Here is a 17,014-nt window from a genome sequence, read left to right as displayed (position 1 = left end):
CGGCCATGCTGTGGTGCCTGCTGGCGCTGACGCTGCTGGGCGCGGTGTTCGTGTGGCTGGCGGACCGGGCGCATCGGGCAGCGCCGGCGCTGCCCGATCGCGCGCTGGCTACCCGTTAGTGCTGCCTGCGTAAGCGCTTGCGGCCAACGTTGGCCGCCGCTAACCGGCGCTAGCCAGCTGCTGTTGCAGTGCCTGCCAGCCGGGCTCGGCGGCGCTGCCGTCCTTCAGTGCCACGCCGCTGCCCTGTTGCCGCGCGGCGCGGATCAGCCAGTTCAGCTTGTAGGCGGCCAGCGGGTAGGGCAAGCCCTCCGGTCGCACATTGGAGATGCAGTTGCGCTCGGAATCCATGCGGCCAACCCTGGGCGCGCTGGTGAGGTAGATGCCCATGCTATCCGGCGAACTCAGTCCCGGCCGCTCGCCGATCAGCATCACCACCAGCGTCGCCTGCAGGCATTCGCCGATCTCGTCGCCCAGCGCCACCCGTGCCTCGCTGGCAATCACCACCGGGCCGATGGATAGCTGCTGTGCCTGCAGCAGCGGGCAGATGGCGGCGATAAGCGCCGCGGCATGGCTGGCCACCGCACGCGAGGACAGGCCATCGCCGATCACGAACAGCACATCGCAGGGGGCGCCGGCGGCGGCCAACAGTGCGGTGCGGCTGACAGGATGCAGGCGGCGGCCGCGGTCCGGGCGCTGAAGGTACTCGGCGCGGCTGCTGGCGGCACTGTGGACGTGTATTACCTGATGGCCGGCGGCCAGCAGCGTGGCGGCCAACGTTTGCGCATCGAGCGGGGTATGCACCGCATCGCGTGCCTGGGCGTGAGCGAGGGCAAAGCGCAGCGTCTCGCGGGTGGGCAGGCTGCTGCCGACGCGGCCCAGCGCGATGCGCGCCACGGTATGGCGCGACAGCTCGTGCCAGTTGTCTTCGGTGATGCTGTCGCCGGCTGCGGCGACGGTGGGGAACGGTAGCGGTTTCATGCCACAGCCTCCATCAGGCCCAGCAGCGGCGGCTGGCCGTTTTGCGCCTGCAGGCGGCCGCCGCGGGTAATGGTCATGCTCTCCAGCCAGTCTTCGAATTCCGGCGCCCGTTTCAGCCCCAACAGCTCGCGCAGGTACAGCGCATCGTGGAACGAGGTGCTCTGGTAGCCCAGCATGATGTCGTCGGCGCCGGGCACGCCGATGATGAAGTGGATGCCGGCAGTGCCCAGCAGGGTGAGCAGGGTATCCATGTCGTCCTGGTCGGCTTCGGCGTGGTTGGTGTAGCAGATGTCGCAGCCCATCGGCAGCCCCAGCAGCTTGCCGCAGAAGTGGTCTTCCAGCCCGGCGCGGATGATCTGCCTGCCGTTGTACAGGTACTCCGGGCCGATGAAGCCGACCACGGTATTGACCAGCAGCGGCTGGAAGTGGCGCGCCACCGCATAGGCGCGTACCTCGCAGGTCTGCTGATCCACGCCCCAGTGGGCGCCAGCCGACAGTGCGCTGCCCTGGCCGGTCTCGAAATACATCACGTTGTTGCCGACGCTGCCGCGCTGCAGCGCGCGGGCGGCGTCGCAGGCTTCCTGCAGCAGCGCCAGATTGATGCCGAAGCCGCTGTTGGCCTGCTCGGTACCGGCCACCGACTGGAACACCAGATCCACCGGCGCACCGCGGTTGATGAGTTCCAGCGTGCTGGTGACGTGGGTGAGCACGCAGCTCTGGGTGGGGATGGCGTAGCGCTGGCGAACGTCGTCCATCATCGCCAGCATGGTGTGGATGGCTTCCGGGCTGTCGCTAGCCGGGTTGATGCCGATCACCGCATCGCCGGCGCCGTACAGCAGGCCGTCCAGCATGGCGGCGGCAATGCCGCGGGCGTCGTCGGTGGGGTGGTTGGGCTGCAGCCGCACCCCCATGTGGCCGGGTAGGCCCTGGGTGTTGCGGAAGCGGGTGATCACGCGGCACTTCTTGGCCACCAGCACCAGGTCCTGGTTGCGCATCAGCTTGGATACCGCCGCTGCCATCTCCGGGGTGACGCCGGGGGCGATGGCGGCCAACGTGGCCGGGTTGGCCGCATCGGACAGCAGCCAGTCGCGGAAGCCGCCGACGGTGAGGTGGGCGATGGCGGCAAAAGCGGCGGTATCGTGGCTGTCGATGATCAGCCGGCTGACTTCGTCCTGCTCGTACGGGATCAGCAGCTCCTGCAGGAAGGTTGCCAGCGGCAGATCGGCCAGACACATGCGGGCGGCGACGCGCTCTTCGGCACTGCTGGCGGCAATGCCCGCCAGCTGGTCGCCGGAGCGTTCCGGTGTGGCGCGGGCGAGCAGGGTTTTCAGGTTGTCAAAGCGGTAGCGGCGCGGACCGATGGTGATGGCGTAAGACATGCTGCTGTCGGGGCGGCGGTTGGCCGCCGCCCCGCCTCGTGGTTATTGGTTAACAGTCGCTGCCGACGGCGTCAGGCTGTCGTCTGCCGTCGCGGCCACGCCATCCAGCAGTGCATCGCTGCCGGCATTGGCGCGCTGGCGGTGGGTCAGCACGAAGTAGGCGAAGCCGGCCAGCAGGGTGAGGGCAAAGATCAGCGCCAGCAGCTGGTTGTAGTACAGCATGGCAAGCAAGCAGATCAGTGCGCAGCCGAGGGCGGTGGCCGGTACCAGCGGGAAGCCGGGGGCGCGGAACGGCCGGGCCAGCGCCGGCTCGCTGCGGCGCAGCTTGAACAGCGACAGCATGGAAATGATGTACATCACGATGGCGCCGAACACCGACAGCGTCACGATGTTGGCCGTCAGCGGCAGACCGCCGATTTCGATCAGGTTGTCGCTGAAGATGGCGGCGATGCCGATCACGCCGCCGGCCAGGATGGCGCGGTGCGGTGTCTTGAAGCGCGGGTGGACCACCGCCAGCGCCGGCGGCAGGAAGCCGGCGCGGGCCAGCGCGAAGATCTGGCGCGAGTAGCCCATGATGATGCCGTGGAAGCTGGCGATCAGCCCGAACAGCCCCAGCCATACCAGCATGTGCAGCCAGCCGCTGCTGTCGCCGACGATCATCTTCATCGCCTGCGGCAGGGGGTCGTTGATATTGGCCAGCTTGCTCCAGTCGCCGGCGCCGCCGGCCATGATCATCACCCCCAGTGCCAGCACCACCAGCGTCAGGATGCCGGCGATGTAGGCGCGCGGAATGGTGCGGGTCGGGTCGCGGGCTTCCTCGGCGGCCATGGCGGCGCCTTCGATGGCGAGGAAGAACCAGATGGCAAACGGGATGGCGGCGAACATGCCGCCGATGGCACTGACGCTGAAGCCGTCCTGGCCGGCCCAGCCGTGATGGCCGAAGTTGGCCCAGTCAAAGCCCGGCGCTACCACGCCCATGAACACCAGCAGTTCGAAAATCGCCAGCAGCGTCACGCACAACTCGAAGGTGGCGGCGATGCTGACGCCGACAATATTCAGCGCCATGAACAGCAGATAGGCGCAGCAGGCGATCCACTTCAGGTCCAGTGCCGGAAACTGCACATTGAGATAGGCACCGATCGCCAGTGCGATGGCCGGCGGCGCAAACACGAACTCGCACAGCGTGGCAAAGCCGGCGATAAAGCCGCCAACCGGCCCGAAGGCGCGGCGGGCATAGGCAAACGGGCCGCCGGCATGCGGGATGGCGGTGGTCAGCTCGGTAAAACTGAAAATGAAGGCGGTGTACATCAGTGCCACAAACAGCGAGGTGCCGAGAAACCCCAGTGTGCCCGCCTGTGCCCAGCCGTAACTCCAGCCAAAGTATTCGCCCGAGATCACCAGACCGACGGCGATCCCCCATAACTGCCAGCCGCCCAGCTTGCGGGCCAGGCCATGTGTGTTGCTGCTCATATCAGGCTCCTGATTGTTCGACGCTCCCTGCCCGGGCCACGCGGGGTGTGCCCGGACCTTGTGACCCATGCTAGGAACGGCGAACGCGGCGGCGTTATCGGAAATCGGAAAACTGCGGCGCTGGAAATCGCCGGATATTGCGTTGCAGCAATAATCGCGCCGGACCGTGCGGGCGGTATTGGTGCGGCCAACCTTGTTGCTTGCGGTGGCCCGGCCGGCAGGCGGGCAAAACGCTGATCCGATGTGGGGCAACGGCTGCATTGCGGTGCACCACAAGCGGCAATTTGCCGATTTCCGATAGTGCTTGTCATGGCCGTGGCATGGTCTGGATCTTGCTGGGTATTGCCGGGCCGGGCTGTGGTTTTTTGGCGACCGCCGCGCCGGCGCTGCGCAGTCGCCGCATAGGTTTACGGGAGCCATCATGATCAGTCAGCCGCCAGCTTCAACCCTGAGTTTTGTCACCCGCGTCGCGCAGGATGCCGCCGATCAGGCGGCGTTCATCAGCGGCTGGGCGCAGGACTATGTGCAGCTGTCGGCCGGGCGTTTCAGTGGCCGGCTGGACGAGCTGTGCTGCGGCCCGGTGCAGGTGTTCCGCGAATACTCGGCGCGCGAGACCTTCCAGCAGTGCCAGCCGTGGCCGGGCGCGGTGTGGTTCGGCATTCCGGCGCCGCACTCCGGCGAGCGGCTGCGCTTTCACGGCCACAGCGTGCCGGCGGCCGCGGTGCTGGTATCGGATGGCTGCAGCGATTTCATCCTGCGCACGCCGGATGATTTCTCGATTTACGGCATCGTGATCGGCCTGCCGTTGCTGGCAGCCCGTTGCGAGCAGCTGCTGGGCCACGCCTTGCCGGCGAGCTGGCGCAGCAACAACGCGCTGGCACTGGATGCCGGCCGCCACCTGCAGCTGTGCCAGATGGTGGACATGCTGCTGGCAAGCGCGCGGCTGGCGCCGGACGACATTGCCGCGCCGCAATGGCAACACGCCATCGTCGATGCCCTGCTGCTGGCCTTGCATCACAGCCAGCCGGGTGCCCCGGCGCAGCGGGCCAGTACCGCGCTACGGCAATGGCAGTGGGTGACCGCCGCCAGCCGGCAGGCCATCTCGCCGCAGTTGCCGTTGTGCAGCATCGAAGCGCTGTGCCGCGAGCTGCACGTTACCCGCCGCACGCTGCAGAACGGCTTCCAGGCGGTGACGGCAATGAGCCCGCTGCCGTTTCTGCGCGCGCTGCGTCTCAACCAGGTGCGCCGCGAGTTGCGGCAGCCTGAGCGCAGCCAGGACAGCATCCAGGACATCGCCAGCGACTGGGGTTTCTGGAGTCCCAGCCAGTTCAGCTACGAATACCGCCGCCTGTTCGGCGAAAGCCCGAGCCAGACCCGGCGCAGCGTTGGCCGCCACTGAGGCGCGGCCAACGTTGTGCGCTCGCCGGGGCGGTAAGGTTGGCCGCAACCGGCGCGCTGTAACCACCGCATATCGGCCGGCATTTAAGTATTTGCCGCCGGCTGTCGCTTTGTAGTGGCTGGTGTTTGCGGTGGAGGCGGCATGGCCTGGCGGCCAACTGTCGGCTGCCTGTCTGGGGGCGGCGCCAGCCGTGCTAGAATCCATCGCGATCACCACAAGAATCTAGGGATGAAGCGATGTCTGGCAATAGCATGGGTCTGCTGTTTTCTGTCACCTCTTTCGGCGAAAGCCACGGGCCGGGCATCGGCTGCGTGGTGGATGGCTGCCCACCGGGGCTGGAACTGTCCGAGGCCGACATCCAGGCCGAGCTGGATCGCCGCAAGCCCGGCACCAGTCGTCACGTGACCCAGCGCCGCGAGCCGGACACCGTGGAAATCCTCTCCGGCGTGTACGAGGGCAAGACCACTGGCACGCCGATCGCGCTGTTGATCCGCAACACCGACCAGCGCAGCAAGGACTACGGCAATATTGCCGACACCTTCCGCCCAGGCCATGCCGACTACACCTACTGGCACAAGTACGGCATCCGCGACCCGCGCGGTGGCGGCCGTTCCTCGGCACGCGAGACCGCGGTGCGCGTGGCTGCTGGCGCGATTGCCAAGAAATGGCTGCGCGAGAAATTCGGCATCGTGATCCGCGGCCACATGACGCAGATCGGCGAAGTGGAGATTCCGTTCCAGAGCTGGGACGTGGTCAACAGCAACCCGTTCTTTGCCGCCGACGCCAGCAAGGTGGACGAGCTGGAAGCCTATATGGACAGCATCCGCAAGAGCCTGGATTCGGTCGGTGCGCGCTTGCGCGTGGTCGCCGAGAACGTGCCGGTGGGCTGGGGCGAGCCGGTGTACGACCGGCTGGATGCCGACATCGCCTACGCGATGATGAACATCAACGCGGTGAAGGGCGTGGAGATCGGCGCCGGCTTCGGCTGCGTCACCCAGCGCGGCAGCGAACACGGCGACGAGCTGACGCCGCAGGGCTTTGCCAGCAACCACGCCGGCGGTGTGCTGGGCGGCATTTCCACCGGCCAGGACATCGAGGTGTCGATCGCCATCAAGCCGACCTCGTCCATCGCCCAGCCGCGCCGCTCCATCAACAAGGCCGGCGAGGCGATCGAGATGGAAACCCACGGCCGCCACGACCCGTGCGTCGGCATCCGTGCCACGCCGATCGCCGAGGCGATGCTGGCACTGATATTGATTGACCACGCACTGCGCCACCGCGCGCAGTGTGGCGATGTGCATGTCGATACCCCGCGCATTCCGGGGCGTATCGGCTAGATTGATAACCAGAGACGCCTGCCGCGCGTATGCACGCCGCAGCTGGCGGCTGGTACTGAATAACACTGGTTTACGACGGAATCCCGATCATGTTGAAGAGTCTGTTTGGTGGCCTGGGCAAGGGCAACAAGGATGAACCCGCGGCCAACGAGCCGGGGGCGGTACCCGCTGCACCGGCACCGGAGCCAGCGGCCGACGCCGCGCCGGTACTGCCGCCCACCTTCGGCTTTGTCATGCACCAGGCGGTGCATGACAACCAGCAGCGGGTCGTCGCCTACGAATTCATGGTGCGCGACGCCTTGCGGCGCAAGGAGTCCAGCGCCAGCCAGTGGGTGCAGTTCGACCACCTGATGATCAGCACACTGATCAATATGGACGTGTTCCGCCTGCTGGCGTTCCGCCGCGCGCTGGTGCATATCTCCACCACCTCGCTGAACGACCCGGCGCTGGAAGGTTTTCCGGCCGACCGCGTGTTCTTTGTGCTCAACCCGCCGTCGGACGAGCCGGTGACCGAGGCCATCATCGCCGAAATCGACCGCCACAAGGCGCAGGGCCGCCGCTTCGCGCTGGAGCCGGCGCTGTTCGGCCACCACGTGGCGTCCGAGCTGCTGCAGGACGAGCTGCTGTCGCGCATGGATATCCTGGTGCTGGACTTCGCCGCCGCCGTGGACGACGTGCTGGCGCCGTTCCTCGACCAGCTGCCGGGCAAGTACCCGGCCGCGCGCTGGTATGCGCGCAATATCGGTTCGGCCGAAGAGTTCGACGTGTGCGTGAAGACCCCGGGCGCGGCCAAGCGCTTCGCGCTGTACCAGGGCAGCTTCCTCACCAACTTCCATCCGCTGCCGGCGGCGCAGGTAGATGCCAGCCAGATGCGCATCATGGAAATCATGCGCCTGCTGCGCGCCGGTGCCGACGGCAACGAGATCGACGCCCAGTTCAAGCTGGACTCGCTGTTGCTGTTCAAGCTGCTGCGCTTCATCAACTCGCCGATGAACGGCCTGTCGCGCAAGGTGATGACCATCCAGGAGTCGCTGATGCTGATCGGCCGCGACTCGCTGTTCAAATGGCTGACGCTGCTGCTGTTCACTACCCGCAAGGATGACGGCCGCTCCATCGCGCTGATGGAACGCTGCCTGTTCCGCGCCCACTTCATGCAGAAACTGGGCGAACTGGGCGGCAACCACAAGCTGGAATGTGAGCACCTGTTCCTGACCGGCATGTTCTCGCTGCTGGATGCGCTGATGCAGGTGAAGCTGGCCGATGCGCTGGAACCGCTAGAGCTGCCGCCGACGGTGAAGGATGCGCTGCTCAACCAGCGCGGCTTGTTTGCCCCGTATCTGGCGCTGGCGATGGCTGAGGAGCAGGACAATATCGAGCGGGTGACCACGCTGGCGCGCATGCTCAAGCTGGAGCCGGCGGCGGTTAACCGCATCCATCTCGATGCCATGGTGTGGGCGCAGGAAATGCTGGCGCCGGCCAGCGAGTAAGGCGCCGCGCAAGCAATGCCGGGCCGTCCATTGCGGGCGGCCTTTTTTACTCGTTTTTTCTGAAGACGGTTTGCAGATTTTTGCGCTTTTCTATCGGCAGCCACTTTCTTATAGTTGGCCGCATAACAACGTCACGAGGAACGCCGCATGACTACTGCTTTCCAGTCCCGCCAGGTCGAACGCCTGGTCGTGGGTATCGATACCGCCGACGGTGCCGGCGTCAACCTGAAACGCGTGCTGACGCAGGACCTGCAGCGCCGCCTCGACCCGTTCCTGATGCTGGACGAGTTCCGTTCCGATGATCCGGATGACTACATCGCCGGCTTCCCGCCGCACCCGCACCGCGGCTTCGAGACGGTGACCTATATGCTGGCCGGCCGCATGCGCCACCGCGACAGCGGCGGCAACGAGGGCCTGCTGGGACCGGGCGGCGTGCAGTGGATGACCGCCGGTCGTGGCGTGATCCATTCCGAAATGCCGGAGCAGGAAGAGGGCCTGATGCACGGCTTCCAGCTGTGGATCAACCTGCCGGCCAAGCGCAAGATGATTCCGGCGGCTTACCAGGACATCCCGTCCAGCGATATTCCGCTGTTGAGCCTGGCCGATGGCAGCAAGGTGAAAGTGATCGCCGGCCACTATGGCGCGACCGCCGGCACCATCCAGCAGCCGGATACCGAGCCGTTGTACCTGGACGTAACGTTGGCCGCAGGGCAGTCGCAGCAGATCAGCATCCCGGCCGGACATAACGCCTTCCTGTACGTGTACCAGGGCCAGATCGATGTCGGCGAGCCGGCGCGCGCGGTCACCGAGGGCCGCATGGCGGTGCTGTCCGCCGGGGGCGATGGCGTGAGCTTCAGCAGCGAAGAGGGCGCCAGCGTGCTGGTGCTGGCCGGCAAGCCGCTGGGCGAGCCGATCGCGCAGTACGGCCCGTTCGTGATGAACAGCCGTGCCGAGCTGGAGCAGGCGTTTGCCGATTACCAGGCCGGCACCCTGGCCTGAGGAGCTGCGATGAACGCCATCATGCAACGCATTGAACCGAAGCAGCAGGATATCGGCTTCATCGTGCGCCGGCTGTTGCCGGTGCGCGGCTGCCGCCATATCGGGCCGTTCGTGTTTCTGGATCACATGGGGCCAGCCTATTTTGCCGCCCCGGGCACCGAGGGCGATGTGCGGCCGCATCCGCATATCGGCCTGGCCACGGTGACCTATCTCACCCAGGGCGCGATGATGCATCGCGACAGCCTGGGCACGGTGCAGCGCATCGAGCCGGGCGCGGTGAACCTGATGGTGGCCGGGCACGGCATCGTGCATTCCGAGCGCGTGCCGGCGGACATCCGCGAGGCGCAACTGGCGGTGGAGGGCTTGCAGATGTGGCTGGCGCTGCCGCTGGCGGACGAGGCCTGCGCGCCGGCATTCCACCATTACCCGGCGGACATGCTGCCGCAAAGCCAGCTGTCGTCTGCGCTGGTACGGCTGCTGATCGGCAACGCCTATGGCATGCAGTCGCCGGTGCGTACCTTCGGCGACACCCTGTATCTGGACTGGCAGCTGCAGGGCGGCGGCGAATTGCTGCTGCCGGCGGCCGCCGAGCGCGGCCTGTACCTGTTCGATGGGGAAGTGCGGATCGGTGACGAAACCGTGCGCGCCGGCGAGCTGGTACAGCTGGGGCAGGGCGACATCCGGCTGCAGGCCGGCGCCTGCGCCCACGGGGTGCTGTTTGGCGGTGCGCCGCTGGATGCGCCGCGCTACCTTGACTGGAACTTCGTCGCCAGCGACAAGGCCCGGCTGCAGCAGGCGCGCGAGGATTGGGCCGCCGGCCGTTTTGCCATGGTGCCGGGCGAGACCGAGTTCATCCCCCTGCCGGCCTAGTTGCGGCAGCAGGCTTGAAGTGACGCCGGCCCGGCATTGCCGCGCCGGCGTTGTCATGACAAGCGTCACCGCCTTGTGGCAAAGTGCGGCAGATTGATGGTGGCGACCTTGGCGTCGCACAGGGGGATGAATGGGACTTGCTTGCCGGCAGTTGTGGCTGTGTCTGGGCTGGCTACTGCTGTGTAGCATGCCGGCGGCAGCGGCGACGCTGAGCATCGTGGTGGACGACAGTACCGAGATGCCGCTGGCCGAACTGCGCGGCGGCCAGCTGCTGCAAGGCTGGCACAAGGATGTCGGCGAGCTGCTGGCGGCCAGGCTGGGTCGCGAGCCGCGTTTTATCGTCCTGCCGCGCAAGCGGCTGCCGCTGGCGCTGACATCTGGCAACGCCGACATCGTCTGCGGCTACCAGCCGGCCTGGTTGCCCGGGCCACTGCAGTGGAGCCTGCCGGTGGCGGAACATAGCGATGTGCTGGTGACCCTGCTGCGCGATCCGCGTCCCCGCAAACTGGCCGATGTGGCCGACCAGCCGATTGGCACCGTGCTCGGCTTTCACTATCCGGAGCTGGAGGCGGCACTGGGCCAGCATTTCATCCGTGATGATGCCCCGCGCGCCGAGGCCAACCTCGACAAGCTGCTGGCCGGTCGCGTGCACCACGTGGTGATCAACAGCCTGTACCTGGGCTACCGCATCAAGCGCGGCCTGTTCCGCCAGACGCTGCATCCGCCGCTGACGGTCAGTAAGGCGCGCGAGCAGTGCGCACTGTCGCCGCGCAGCACGGTGACTCTGGCGCAGCTCAATGCCGCCATCCGTCAGCTGCAGGCCAGCGGCCGCCTGCAGGCTGCCTACAACCGCTATCGCTAAACAGAACTAACATGAAGCATCCGTGCTGCCGGCAAACGGCGGCCAACCTGTGTTTGCCACGCCCTGGCGTGGCTTGCGGCTGAGGACTTGTCATGGAGCTGTTCGGGATGGAGCTGTTCAGCATGGCCTTTATCGGCGCCGTGCTGCAGATCGTGATGATCGACATCCTGCTGGGCGGCGACAACGCGGTGGTGATCGCGCTGGCGTGCCGCAAGCTGCCGCCGGCGTTACGCCGCCAAGGCATCCTGTGGGGCGCCGCCGGCGCCATCGTGCTGCGCATCGTACTGATCGCCTTTGCGCTGCGCCTGCTGACGCTGCCGTACCTGAAAGTGCTGGGCGCACTGCTGCTGCTGTGGATCGGCGTCAAGCTGATGCAGCCGGACGAGGGCGAGGCGCACGACAATATCGAGGGCAGCACCCACCTGCTTGGCGCCATCCGCACCATCATCGTCGCCGATGCGGTGATGAGCATCGACAACGTGATTGCCGTTGCCGGCGCGGCGCGCGGCGAGCTGGGGCTGGTGGTGCTCGGCATCCTGATCAGCATTCCGGTCATCGTCGGCGGCAGCCAGTTCGTGCTGCAGCTGATGGACCGCTTCCCGCTGGTGATTACCCTGGGGGCGGCGCTGCTGGGCTGGATTGCCGGCGACATGCTGCTGGGCGATGTCGCCATCCGCCCCTTGCTGGTGGGCCTGCCCCACTGGCTGCACTACGCCACGGCTGCCTGCGGCGCGCTGGCGGTGGTGCTGGCCGGCACCCTGCTGGAGCGTCGCCAGCAGCGGCGCATCATCCATGACGTGTCGCTGGGCGATGGCGGCCCGCGCCGCCCCTCGTGACGGGAGAGCCAAGATGAGCTTGCGGATATTGCTGGCGGTGGATGGCTCGGCGGGGGCGATGAGCGCGGTGAAGCACGTGCTCAAGCTGCGCGAGCTGCTGGGCACGCTGGAGGTGCATCTGCTGAGCGTGCAGGTGCCGGTGGAATCCGGCCACGTGCGCTGGTTCATCAGCCACGAGCAGCTGGAGAGCTACTACCGCGAAGAAGGGTTGGCCGCATTGCAGCAGGCCAAGGCCGCGCTGGATGCCGTCGGCCAGCCGTACACCGCGCACATCGCGGTGGGGCATACCGCCACCACCATCGCGCGCTACGCCGGCGAAGTGGGTGCGCACCAGGTGGTGATGGGCTCGCATGGCCGCTCCGGGCTGGGGCGCGCGCTGCTGGGTTCGGTCATCAGCGAGGTAATCCGGCTGTCGCCGGTGCCGGTGACCGTGGTTGGCCGCGAGCCACCGGCGCCGGTGGAGGCATAGCCTTGACCGGCGTCATGTCGCTGTCCGCCTGCCGCGCCGCACAATGCAAGCAAGCTCAACACCGGTGCCGCCGACATGACACTTACCCGCTGCTTTACTCAGGTGCATCGCGCCTGTGACGATCAATTCGTGGCTGTGGAAAATGCGTTGCGCGATGGCGACTGGCCGCAGGTCGTCGCCAGCTGTGATGCCTTCTGCCAGGCCATGACGCAACACTTTGCCGAAGAGGAAAACGTGCTGTTTCCGGCGTTCGAACAGGCCACCGGCATGAGCCAGGGGCCGACGGTGGTGATGCGCCACGAGCACGCCGAGATGCGCCAGCTGATGGACGAGATGTGCAGCGCCGCCGCGACGCTGGATGGCGATGCGCTGGCCGGCGCCGCCGACACCCTGCTGCTGCTGATGCAGCAGCACAACCTGAAGGAGGAAAACATCCTGTACCCGATGTGTGACCGTGTCGGCGACATGAACGCGCTGCTGGCGGAGCTGGGTCATGAGCCCGCGTGACCTGCGCGGCCTGGTGCCGCCCGAACCGATGGAAATCATCCTTGACGCCGTGGACGCCGCAACCAGCGGCCAACGCTTGTCGTTTGTGTTGCCGCACTTTCCCGGCCCGCTGCTGCCGATGCTGCGCGACCGCATGGTGCGCTTCGACAGCGAAATGCTGCCGGACATGAGCGGCGTCATCTTTCACGTGGACATCCCCTGATGCAGGCGATCCCCAGTTACGACAGCGCACCGCCACTCGATCTGCCGGTGCGCTTTTTCATGGCGGCCTGGTTGTGGCTGCTGCTGCTGGCCGGTGCCTGGCACGGCACCGCGGACGGCAGCTACCCGTCGCCAGGTTTGTGGTTGCCGCTGCACCTGCTGGCGCTGGGCGTACTCGGCAACGTGATGCTGGGCGCGCTGTTGCAGCTGCTGGCGGTGGTGTCGGCGCTGGGCTTTCCGCGTCCCGCCATCTGGCGATACGGCTTGTGGGGCAGCTGGCAGATCGGCTGTGTGGCGCTGTTCAGCGCGTTTGCCGGCGGACTGGACGCGTTCTGGCTGCAGCTGGCCAGCCTCGCCTTTGCCGTCGCCGGCGGCATGCTGGCCTGGCTGTGGTGGCTGCTGTGGCGCAGCCCGGCGCAGGACAGCAGCAGCCGCGGCCTGCGCTGGGCGTTGGGTTTTCTGCTGCTGACGCTGGGCCTGGGCATCGCCCAGCTGGGCGTGCTGGGCTGGGGCCAGCCGTGGCCGTTGCTCACCTTGCTGCCGCTGCACAGGTTGGCCGCACAGGGCTGGGTGTGGCTGCTGCTGGTGGCGGTGGCGCAGGTGATCCTGCCGATGTTCCTGCTCACCCCGGCCTTGCCCGGTTGGTGGCAGCGCTGGGCGGCGCCGGGCTGGGGCGGGCTGCTGTTGCTGGCCGGCGCCTTGTCTTTGCGCTGGCCGGATGGCGGCTGGTGGTGGCTGGCAGCCTTGCCGCTGCCGCTGCTGGCGCTGGTGTGGTGGAGGGCATTGCGGCAGGGACGGCGGCCGCAGGAATGGCTGCCCGGCTACTGGCGGCTGGCGCTGGGCCTGCTGCTGGCGCTGTGCGTGGCCTTCGTCGCCGGACAATGGCTGGACGGCGCGGTGCTGCGCCGGCTGCAGGGCTGGCTGCTGCTGGGCGGGGTGGCGTTGACGCTGTGCGTGGGCATGCTGTACCGCATCGTGCCGTTCCTGCTGTGGCTGCAGTTGCGGCGCGGCGTCAAACCTCAGCAGAAAGTGCCGTCGCTGCAGGTGCTGTTGCCGGAGGCACGGGCGCGGCGGGGCTGGCAACTGTTGTGCCTGTGGCAACTGGCTGGTGTGCTTTGGTGTCTGTGGCCGGCGCTGTGGTGGCTACCGGCGATCAGCGGCAGCCTGCTGGCCGCCGCGCTGTTAGTCCATTACCGCGCCGCCTGGCTGCGCTGGCGGCAGGGTACCCAGCCGGTGGTCAAGGCGGAGGTGGCTAGCGGCTGATGCTACGCTGTTAGCGGCAGGCCGCGGTTGTCAGGCGTGATTGGTAAAAAAGGTTGGCCGCACGGCAAGCTGCGGCCAACCTTTTGTGTTTCCGGCTGGCAGAGGGGCTATACGCTGACGCAACGTGCGGCGGTTTGCTGCCAGCCTGCCGCCAGTGCCACCACTTCGCCCATCACCAGCAGCGCCGGCGGTTGCGGTGTCTCGCGGGCTACGCAGTCCGCCAGCGTGGCCAGCGTGCAGCGCAGCACCCGCTGTCGCGGCGTGGTGGCCTGCTCGATGATGGCCACCGGGGTGTCGCCGGCGCGGTCGTGCGCCTGCAAGTCGGCGGCGATGGCGGCGGCTTCTCCCAGCCCCATGTACACCACCAGCGTCTGCTCGCTGCCGCTGTGCGCCGCCCAGTCCAGCCCGCTGGCGCCGTCGCGGCGGTGGCCGGTGACCAGGCTGACACCCTGCGCGCAGTCGCGGTGGGTCAGCGGAATGCCGGCGGCGGCGGCGGCACCGACGGCGGCGGTGATGCCGGGCACCACTTCCACCTCAATGCCGGCCGCGCGCAAGGCGGCCAACTCCTCGCCACCACGACCGAACAGCAACGGGTCGCCGCCCTTGAGCCGCACCACGCGTTGGCCGGCCTGCGCCTCGCGCAGCAGCAGCTGGTTGATGTCGTGCTGCGGCAGGGTGTGGCGGCTGGCACGCTTGCCAACGCAGATCAGCCGCGCGCGCTTGTTGATCAGCGCCAGTATCTCGTCGGCGACCAGCAGGTCGTACAGCACCACCTCGGCTTCGGCCAGCCGGCGCAGCGCCTTGAGGGTGAGCAGGTCCGGGTCGCCGGGGCCGGCGCCAACCAGGCTGACCTGGCCCGGTTGCAGCGGGGCGGGATGCGGAAAAGGCAGGGCGGGATTCATCGACGGCTCCACGGGTAGCAATGTCGCCAGTGTAGGGAGCAGGGCGGCCGGAAATCGTTGATTCGGGTCAATGCTATCGGGATGGCTGCAACCGTACAGTCCGCCCTGAGATGCCGGGGTTCCGGAGCAGATGACGAGGAGGTCGCGATGAGCACCCGATTCACCAAATCCACCGCACGCAATATTTTCTATGGCGGCGCGGTGTTCTTTTTCCTGTTGTTCGTCGCGCTGACGTTCGACACCGTGCAGGCGCTGCCCAAGCGCGACAACCGCGCCAACCTGACCGAACAGGTGGTGCGCGGCAAGAAGCTGTGGGAGACCAACAACTGTATCGGCTGCCACACCCTGCTGGGCGAGGGTGCCTACTTCGCGCCGGAGCTGGGCAATGTCTACCAGCGCCGCGGCCCGGATTTCATCAAGGCCTGGATCAAGGCGCAGCCCACCGGCGTACCGGGCCGGCGCCAGATGCCGAACTTCCATCTGACCGACAGCCAGCTGGACGATCTGGTGGCGTTCCTGAAGTACAGCTCCGAGATCAATACCAACCACTGGCCGCCGAACATCGAAGGCTGATCCGCTTCCGTTCGCAGATATTACCCATCAGGAGATGCGCATGACTTCCTCCACTACGGCCACACTGCGCCCCGCTGCGGGGCAGGCGGCCAACGTTCAACTCAAGTACCGCTCGCAGGCGGTGGCCAAGCCGTATTTCATGGCCGCCATCGGCCTGTTCGTCGGGCAGATCATCTTTGGCCTGGTAATGGGCCTGCAGTACGTGATCGGGGATTTCCTGTTTCCGGAGATCCCGTTCAACGTGGCACGCATGGTGCACACCAACCTGCTGATCGTGTGGCTGCTGTTCGGCTTCATGGGCGCCGGTTATTACCTGATTCCCGAGGAATCCGAGCGCGAGCTGCACAGCCCGAAACTGGCGATGATCGCCTTCTGGGTGTTCCTGGTGGCCGGTGCGCTGACCATCGTCGGCTATCTGGCGGTGCCCTATGCCACGCTGGCGCGCATTACCGGCAACGACTTCCTGCCCACCATGGGGCGCGAGTTTCTGGAACAGCCCACCATTACCAAGGCCGGCATCGTGGTGGTGGCGCTGACCTTCCTCTACAACCTCAGCATGACGGTGCTGAAAGGCCGCAAGACCACCATCAGCATGGTGATGATGCTGGGGCTGTGGGGGTTGGCGATTTTCTTCCTGTTCTCGTTCTACAACCCGCATAACCTGGTGCTGGACAAGTACTTCTGGTGGTGGGTGGTGCACCTGTGGGTGGAAGGGGTGTGGGAGCTGATCATGGGCGCCATGCTGGCCTTCGTGCTGGTGAAGGTGACCGGCGTTGACCGCGAGGTGGTGGAGAAATGGCTGTACGTGATTATCGCCATGACACTGATCACCGGCATCATCGGCACCGGCCACCATTATTTCTGGATCGGTACGCCCGGCTACTGGCAGGTGTTCGGCTCGGCCTTCTCCGCACTGGAGCCGATTCCGTTCTTCATGATGACGATGTTCGCCTTCAATATGGTCAACAAGCGTCGTCGCGAGCATCCGAACAAGGCCGCCGTGCTGTGGGCGCTGGGTACCGGCGTGATGTCCTTCCTCGGTGCCGGCGTGTGGGGCTTCCTGCACACCCTGGCCCCGGTGAACTACCTGACCCACGGCACCCAGATCACCGCCAGCCACGGCCACATGGCGTTCTACGGCGCCTACGCCATGGTGGTGATCACCATGATCTCCTACGCCATGCCCTTGCTGCGCGGTCGCGAGGCCAACAGCAACCGTTCGCAGGTGGTGGAAATGTGGTCGTTCTGGCTGATGACCATCGCCATGGTGTTCATCACCCTGTTCCTGACTGCCGCCGGCATCCTGCAGGTGTGGATGCAGCGCATGGGTGACCATCCGCTGTCGTTCATGGCGACCCAGGACCAGCTGTCGTTCTTCTACTGGCTGCGCGAAGCCGCCGGCGTGGTGTTCTTTGCCGGCCTGCTGCTGTACATCGTCAGCTTCTTCGTGCGCGGCGATGCGCGCGACTGATTCCGTGTATG

17 protein-coding genes are annotated in these 17,014 nt (G+C 66.6%); 13 read left to right on the top strand and 4 right to left on the bottom strand.

Going from position 1 to position 17,014, the window contains the following annotated elements; all coding sequences use genetic code 11:
* Positions 1-159: 159 nt before the first annotated feature.
* The 3 genes from eutC to eat are packed head-to-tail and all read right to left on the bottom strand — an operon-like array spanning position 160 to position 3,827.
* Entirely contained in the window at positions 160-978 is an 819-nt protein-coding gene (eutC, locus tag HU218_RS04650) for an ethanolamine ammonia-lyase subunit EutC (RefSeq protein ID WP_174873772.1), read from the bottom strand.
* Positions 975-2,357: an ethanolamine ammonia-lyase subunit EutB gene (locus HU218_RS04645; RefSeq protein WP_174873771.1), complete on the bottom strand. Its 1,383-nt coding sequence runs from the start codon at positions 2,355-2,357 to the stop codon at positions 975-977. The genes eutC and HU218_RS04645 overlap by 4 nt, the downstream gene beginning before the upstream one ends.
* A 42-nt stretch (positions 2,358-2,399) precedes the next feature.
* Complete coding sequence (gene eat, locus HU218_RS04640; protein ID WP_174873770.1) at positions 2,400-3,827, bottom strand: ethanolamine permease; 1,428 nt, start codon at positions 3,825-3,827, stop codon at positions 2,400-2,402.
* Positions 3,828-4,248: 421 nt separating this feature from the next.
* Here eat and HU218_RS04635 point away from each other — a divergent pair, with 421 nt between their 5' ends.
* From HU218_RS04635 to HU218_RS04585, 11 genes are all read left to right on the top strand, one after another.
* A complete protein-coding gene (locus HU218_RS04635) occupies positions 4,249-5,226 on the top strand; it encodes a helix-turn-helix domain-containing protein (protein ID WP_174873769.1) in 978 nt (325 codons plus the stop codon).
* 236 nt (positions 5,227-5,462) lie between these two features.
* Positions 5,463-6,563, top strand: coding sequence for a chorismate synthase (aroC, locus tag HU218_RS04630; protein ID WP_174873768.1), 1,101 nt, complete (start codon positions 5,463-5,465; stop codon positions 6,561-6,563).
* Positions 6,564-6,652: 89 nt separating this feature from the next.
* Entirely contained in the window at positions 6,653-8,050 is a 1,398-nt protein-coding gene (locus HU218_RS04625) for an EAL and HDOD domain-containing protein (protein WP_174873767.1), read from the top strand.
* A 147-nt stretch (positions 8,051-8,197) separates the two neighbouring features.
* On the top strand, positions 8,198-9,049 hold the full coding sequence (locus HU218_RS04620) for a pirin family protein (RefSeq protein WP_174873766.1): 852 nt from the start codon (positions 8,198-8,200) through the stop codon (positions 9,047-9,049).
* Between the two features lie 21 nt (positions 9,050-9,070).
* The gene (locus HU218_RS04615) at positions 9,071-9,919 is read left to right on the top strand and encodes a pirin family protein (RefSeq protein ID WP_246210720.1); all 849 of its coding nucleotides are present in this window, start codon (positions 9,071-9,073) and stop codon (positions 9,917-9,919) included.
* A 130-nt stretch (positions 9,920-10,049) separates the two neighbouring features.
* Positions 10,050-10,781 (top strand): substrate-binding periplasmic protein, encoded by a 732-nt coding sequence (locus HU218_RS04610; RefSeq protein ID WP_174873764.1) that lies wholly within the window; start codon positions 10,050-10,052, stop codon positions 10,779-10,781.
* 92 nt (positions 10,782-10,873) lie between these two features.
* Positions 10,874-11,617, top strand: coding sequence for a TerC family protein (locus HU218_RS04605; RefSeq protein ID WP_246210719.1), 744 nt, complete (start codon positions 10,874-10,876; stop codon positions 11,615-11,617).
* A 13-nt stretch (positions 11,618-11,630) separates the two neighbouring features.
* On the top strand, positions 11,631-12,086 hold the full coding sequence (locus tag HU218_RS04600) for a universal stress protein (RefSeq protein WP_174873763.1): 456 nt from the start codon (positions 11,631-11,633) through the stop codon (positions 12,084-12,086).
* 75 nt (positions 12,087-12,161) lie between these two features.
* The gene (locus HU218_RS04595; protein ID WP_174873762.1) at positions 12,162-12,593 is read left to right on the top strand and encodes a hemerythrin domain-containing protein; all 432 of its coding nucleotides are present in this window, start codon (positions 12,162-12,164) and stop codon (positions 12,591-12,593) included.
* Positions 12,580-12,795, top strand: coding sequence for a DUF2249 domain-containing protein (locus HU218_RS04590; RefSeq protein ID WP_174873761.1), 216 nt, complete (start codon positions 12,580-12,582; stop codon positions 12,793-12,795). The genes HU218_RS04595 and HU218_RS04590 overlap by 14 nt, the downstream gene beginning before the upstream one ends.
* Positions 12,795-14,057 carry a hypothetical protein gene (locus HU218_RS04585; RefSeq protein ID WP_174873760.1) on the top strand — a complete coding sequence of 421 codons (1,263 nt, stop codon included), beginning with the start codon at positions 12,795-12,797 and terminating at the stop codon, positions 14,055-14,057. Before HU218_RS04590 ends, HU218_RS04585 begins: the two co-directional genes overlap by 1 nt.
* Positions 14,058-14,164: 107 nt before the next feature.
* Here HU218_RS04585 and cobA read toward each other — a convergent pair whose 3' ends face one another.
* Positions 14,165-14,959, bottom strand: coding sequence for a uroporphyrinogen-III C-methyltransferase (cobA, locus tag HU218_RS04580; protein ID WP_174873759.1), 795 nt, complete (start codon positions 14,957-14,959; stop codon positions 14,165-14,167).
* A 147-nt stretch (positions 14,960-15,106) separates the two neighbouring features.
* Here cobA and HU218_RS04575 point away from each other — a divergent pair, with 147 nt between their 5' ends.
* The gene (locus HU218_RS04575) at positions 15,107-15,532 is read left to right on the top strand and encodes a c-type cytochrome (protein ID WP_174873758.1); all 426 of its coding nucleotides are present in this window, start codon (positions 15,107-15,109) and stop codon (positions 15,530-15,532) included.
* A gap of 40 nt (positions 15,533-15,572) precedes the next feature.
* Positions 15,573-17,003 (top strand): cbb3-type cytochrome c oxidase subunit I, encoded by a 1,431-nt coding sequence (locus HU218_RS04570; protein WP_174873757.1) that lies wholly within the window; start codon positions 15,573-15,575, stop codon positions 17,001-17,003.
* The last annotated feature ends 11 nt before the right edge of the window (positions 17,004-17,014 follow it).

The sequence above is a fragment of the Vogesella oryzae genome, from assembly GCF_902829295.1.
GTDB classification, from domain to species: domain Bacteria; phylum Pseudomonadota; class Gammaproteobacteria; order Burkholderiales; family Chromobacteriaceae; genus Vogesella; species Vogesella oryzae.
The sequence above is the reverse complement of the archived record's forward strand: the minus strand, read 5'-3'. Positions and strand labels throughout refer to the sequence as shown.

What these genes read in the sequence shown, in the direction of transcription:
- HU218_RS04605 (WP_246210719.1), top strand. Translation starts at nt 10,874, where the DNA reads ATGGAGCTGTTCGGGATGGAGCTGTTCAGCATGGCCTTTATCGGCGCC.
- HU218_RS04610 (WP_174873764.1), top strand. Translation starts at nt 10,050, where the DNA reads ATGGGACTTGCTTGCCGGCAGTTGTGGCTGTGTCTGGGCTGGCTACTG.
- HU218_RS04615 (WP_246210720.1), top strand. Translation starts at nt 9,071, where the DNA reads ATGCAACGCATTGAACCGAAGCAGCAGGATATCGGCTTCATCGTGCGC.
- cobA (WP_174873759.1), bottom strand. Translation starts at nt 14,959, where the DNA reads ATGAATCCCGCCCTGCCTTTTCCGCATCCCGCCCCGCTGCAACCGGGC.
- HU218_RS04625 (WP_174873767.1), top strand. Translation starts at nt 6,653, where the DNA reads ATGTTGAAGAGTCTGTTTGGTGGCCTGGGCAAGGGCAACAAGGATGAA.
- HU218_RS04575 (WP_174873758.1), top strand. Translation starts at nt 15,107, where the DNA reads ATGAGCACCCGATTCACCAAATCCACCGCACGCAATATTTTCTATGGC.
- HU218_RS04600 (WP_174873763.1), top strand. Translation starts at nt 11,631, where the DNA reads ATGAGCTTGCGGATATTGCTGGCGGTGGATGGCTCGGCGGGGGCGATG.
- aroC (WP_174873768.1), top strand. Translation starts at nt 5,463, where the DNA reads ATGTCTGGCAATAGCATGGGTCTGCTGTTTTCTGTCACCTCTTTCGGC.
- HU218_RS04590 (WP_174873761.1), top strand. Translation starts at nt 12,580, where the DNA reads ATGAGCCCGCGTGACCTGCGCGGCCTGGTGCCGCCCGAACCGATGGAA.
- HU218_RS04620 (WP_174873766.1), top strand. Translation starts at nt 8,198, where the DNA reads ATGACTACTGCTTTCCAGTCCCGCCAGGTCGAACGCCTGGTCGTGGGT.
- eutC (WP_174873772.1), bottom strand. Translation starts at nt 978, where the DNA reads ATGAAACCGCTACCGTTCCCCACCGTCGCCGCAGCCGGCGACAGCATC.
- HU218_RS04570 (WP_174873757.1), top strand. Translation starts at nt 15,573, where the DNA reads ATGACTTCCTCCACTACGGCCACACTGCGCCCCGCTGCGGGGCAGGCG.
- HU218_RS04595 (WP_174873762.1), top strand. Translation starts at nt 12,162, where the DNA reads ATGACACTTACCCGCTGCTTTACTCAGGTGCATCGCGCCTGTGACGAT.
- eat (WP_174873770.1), bottom strand. Translation starts at nt 3,827, where the DNA reads ATGAGCAGCAACACACATGGCCTGGCCCGCAAGCTGGGCGGCTGGCAG.
- HU218_RS04585 (WP_174873760.1), top strand. Translation starts at nt 12,795, where the DNA reads ATGCAGGCGATCCCCAGTTACGACAGCGCACCGCCACTCGATCTGCCG.
- HU218_RS04645 (WP_174873771.1), bottom strand. Translation starts at nt 2,357, where the DNA reads ATGTCTTACGCCATCACCATCGGTCCGCGCCGCTACCGCTTTGACAAC.
- HU218_RS04635 (WP_174873769.1), top strand. Translation starts at nt 4,249, where the DNA reads ATGATCAGTCAGCCGCCAGCTTCAACCCTGAGTTTTGTCACCCGCGTC.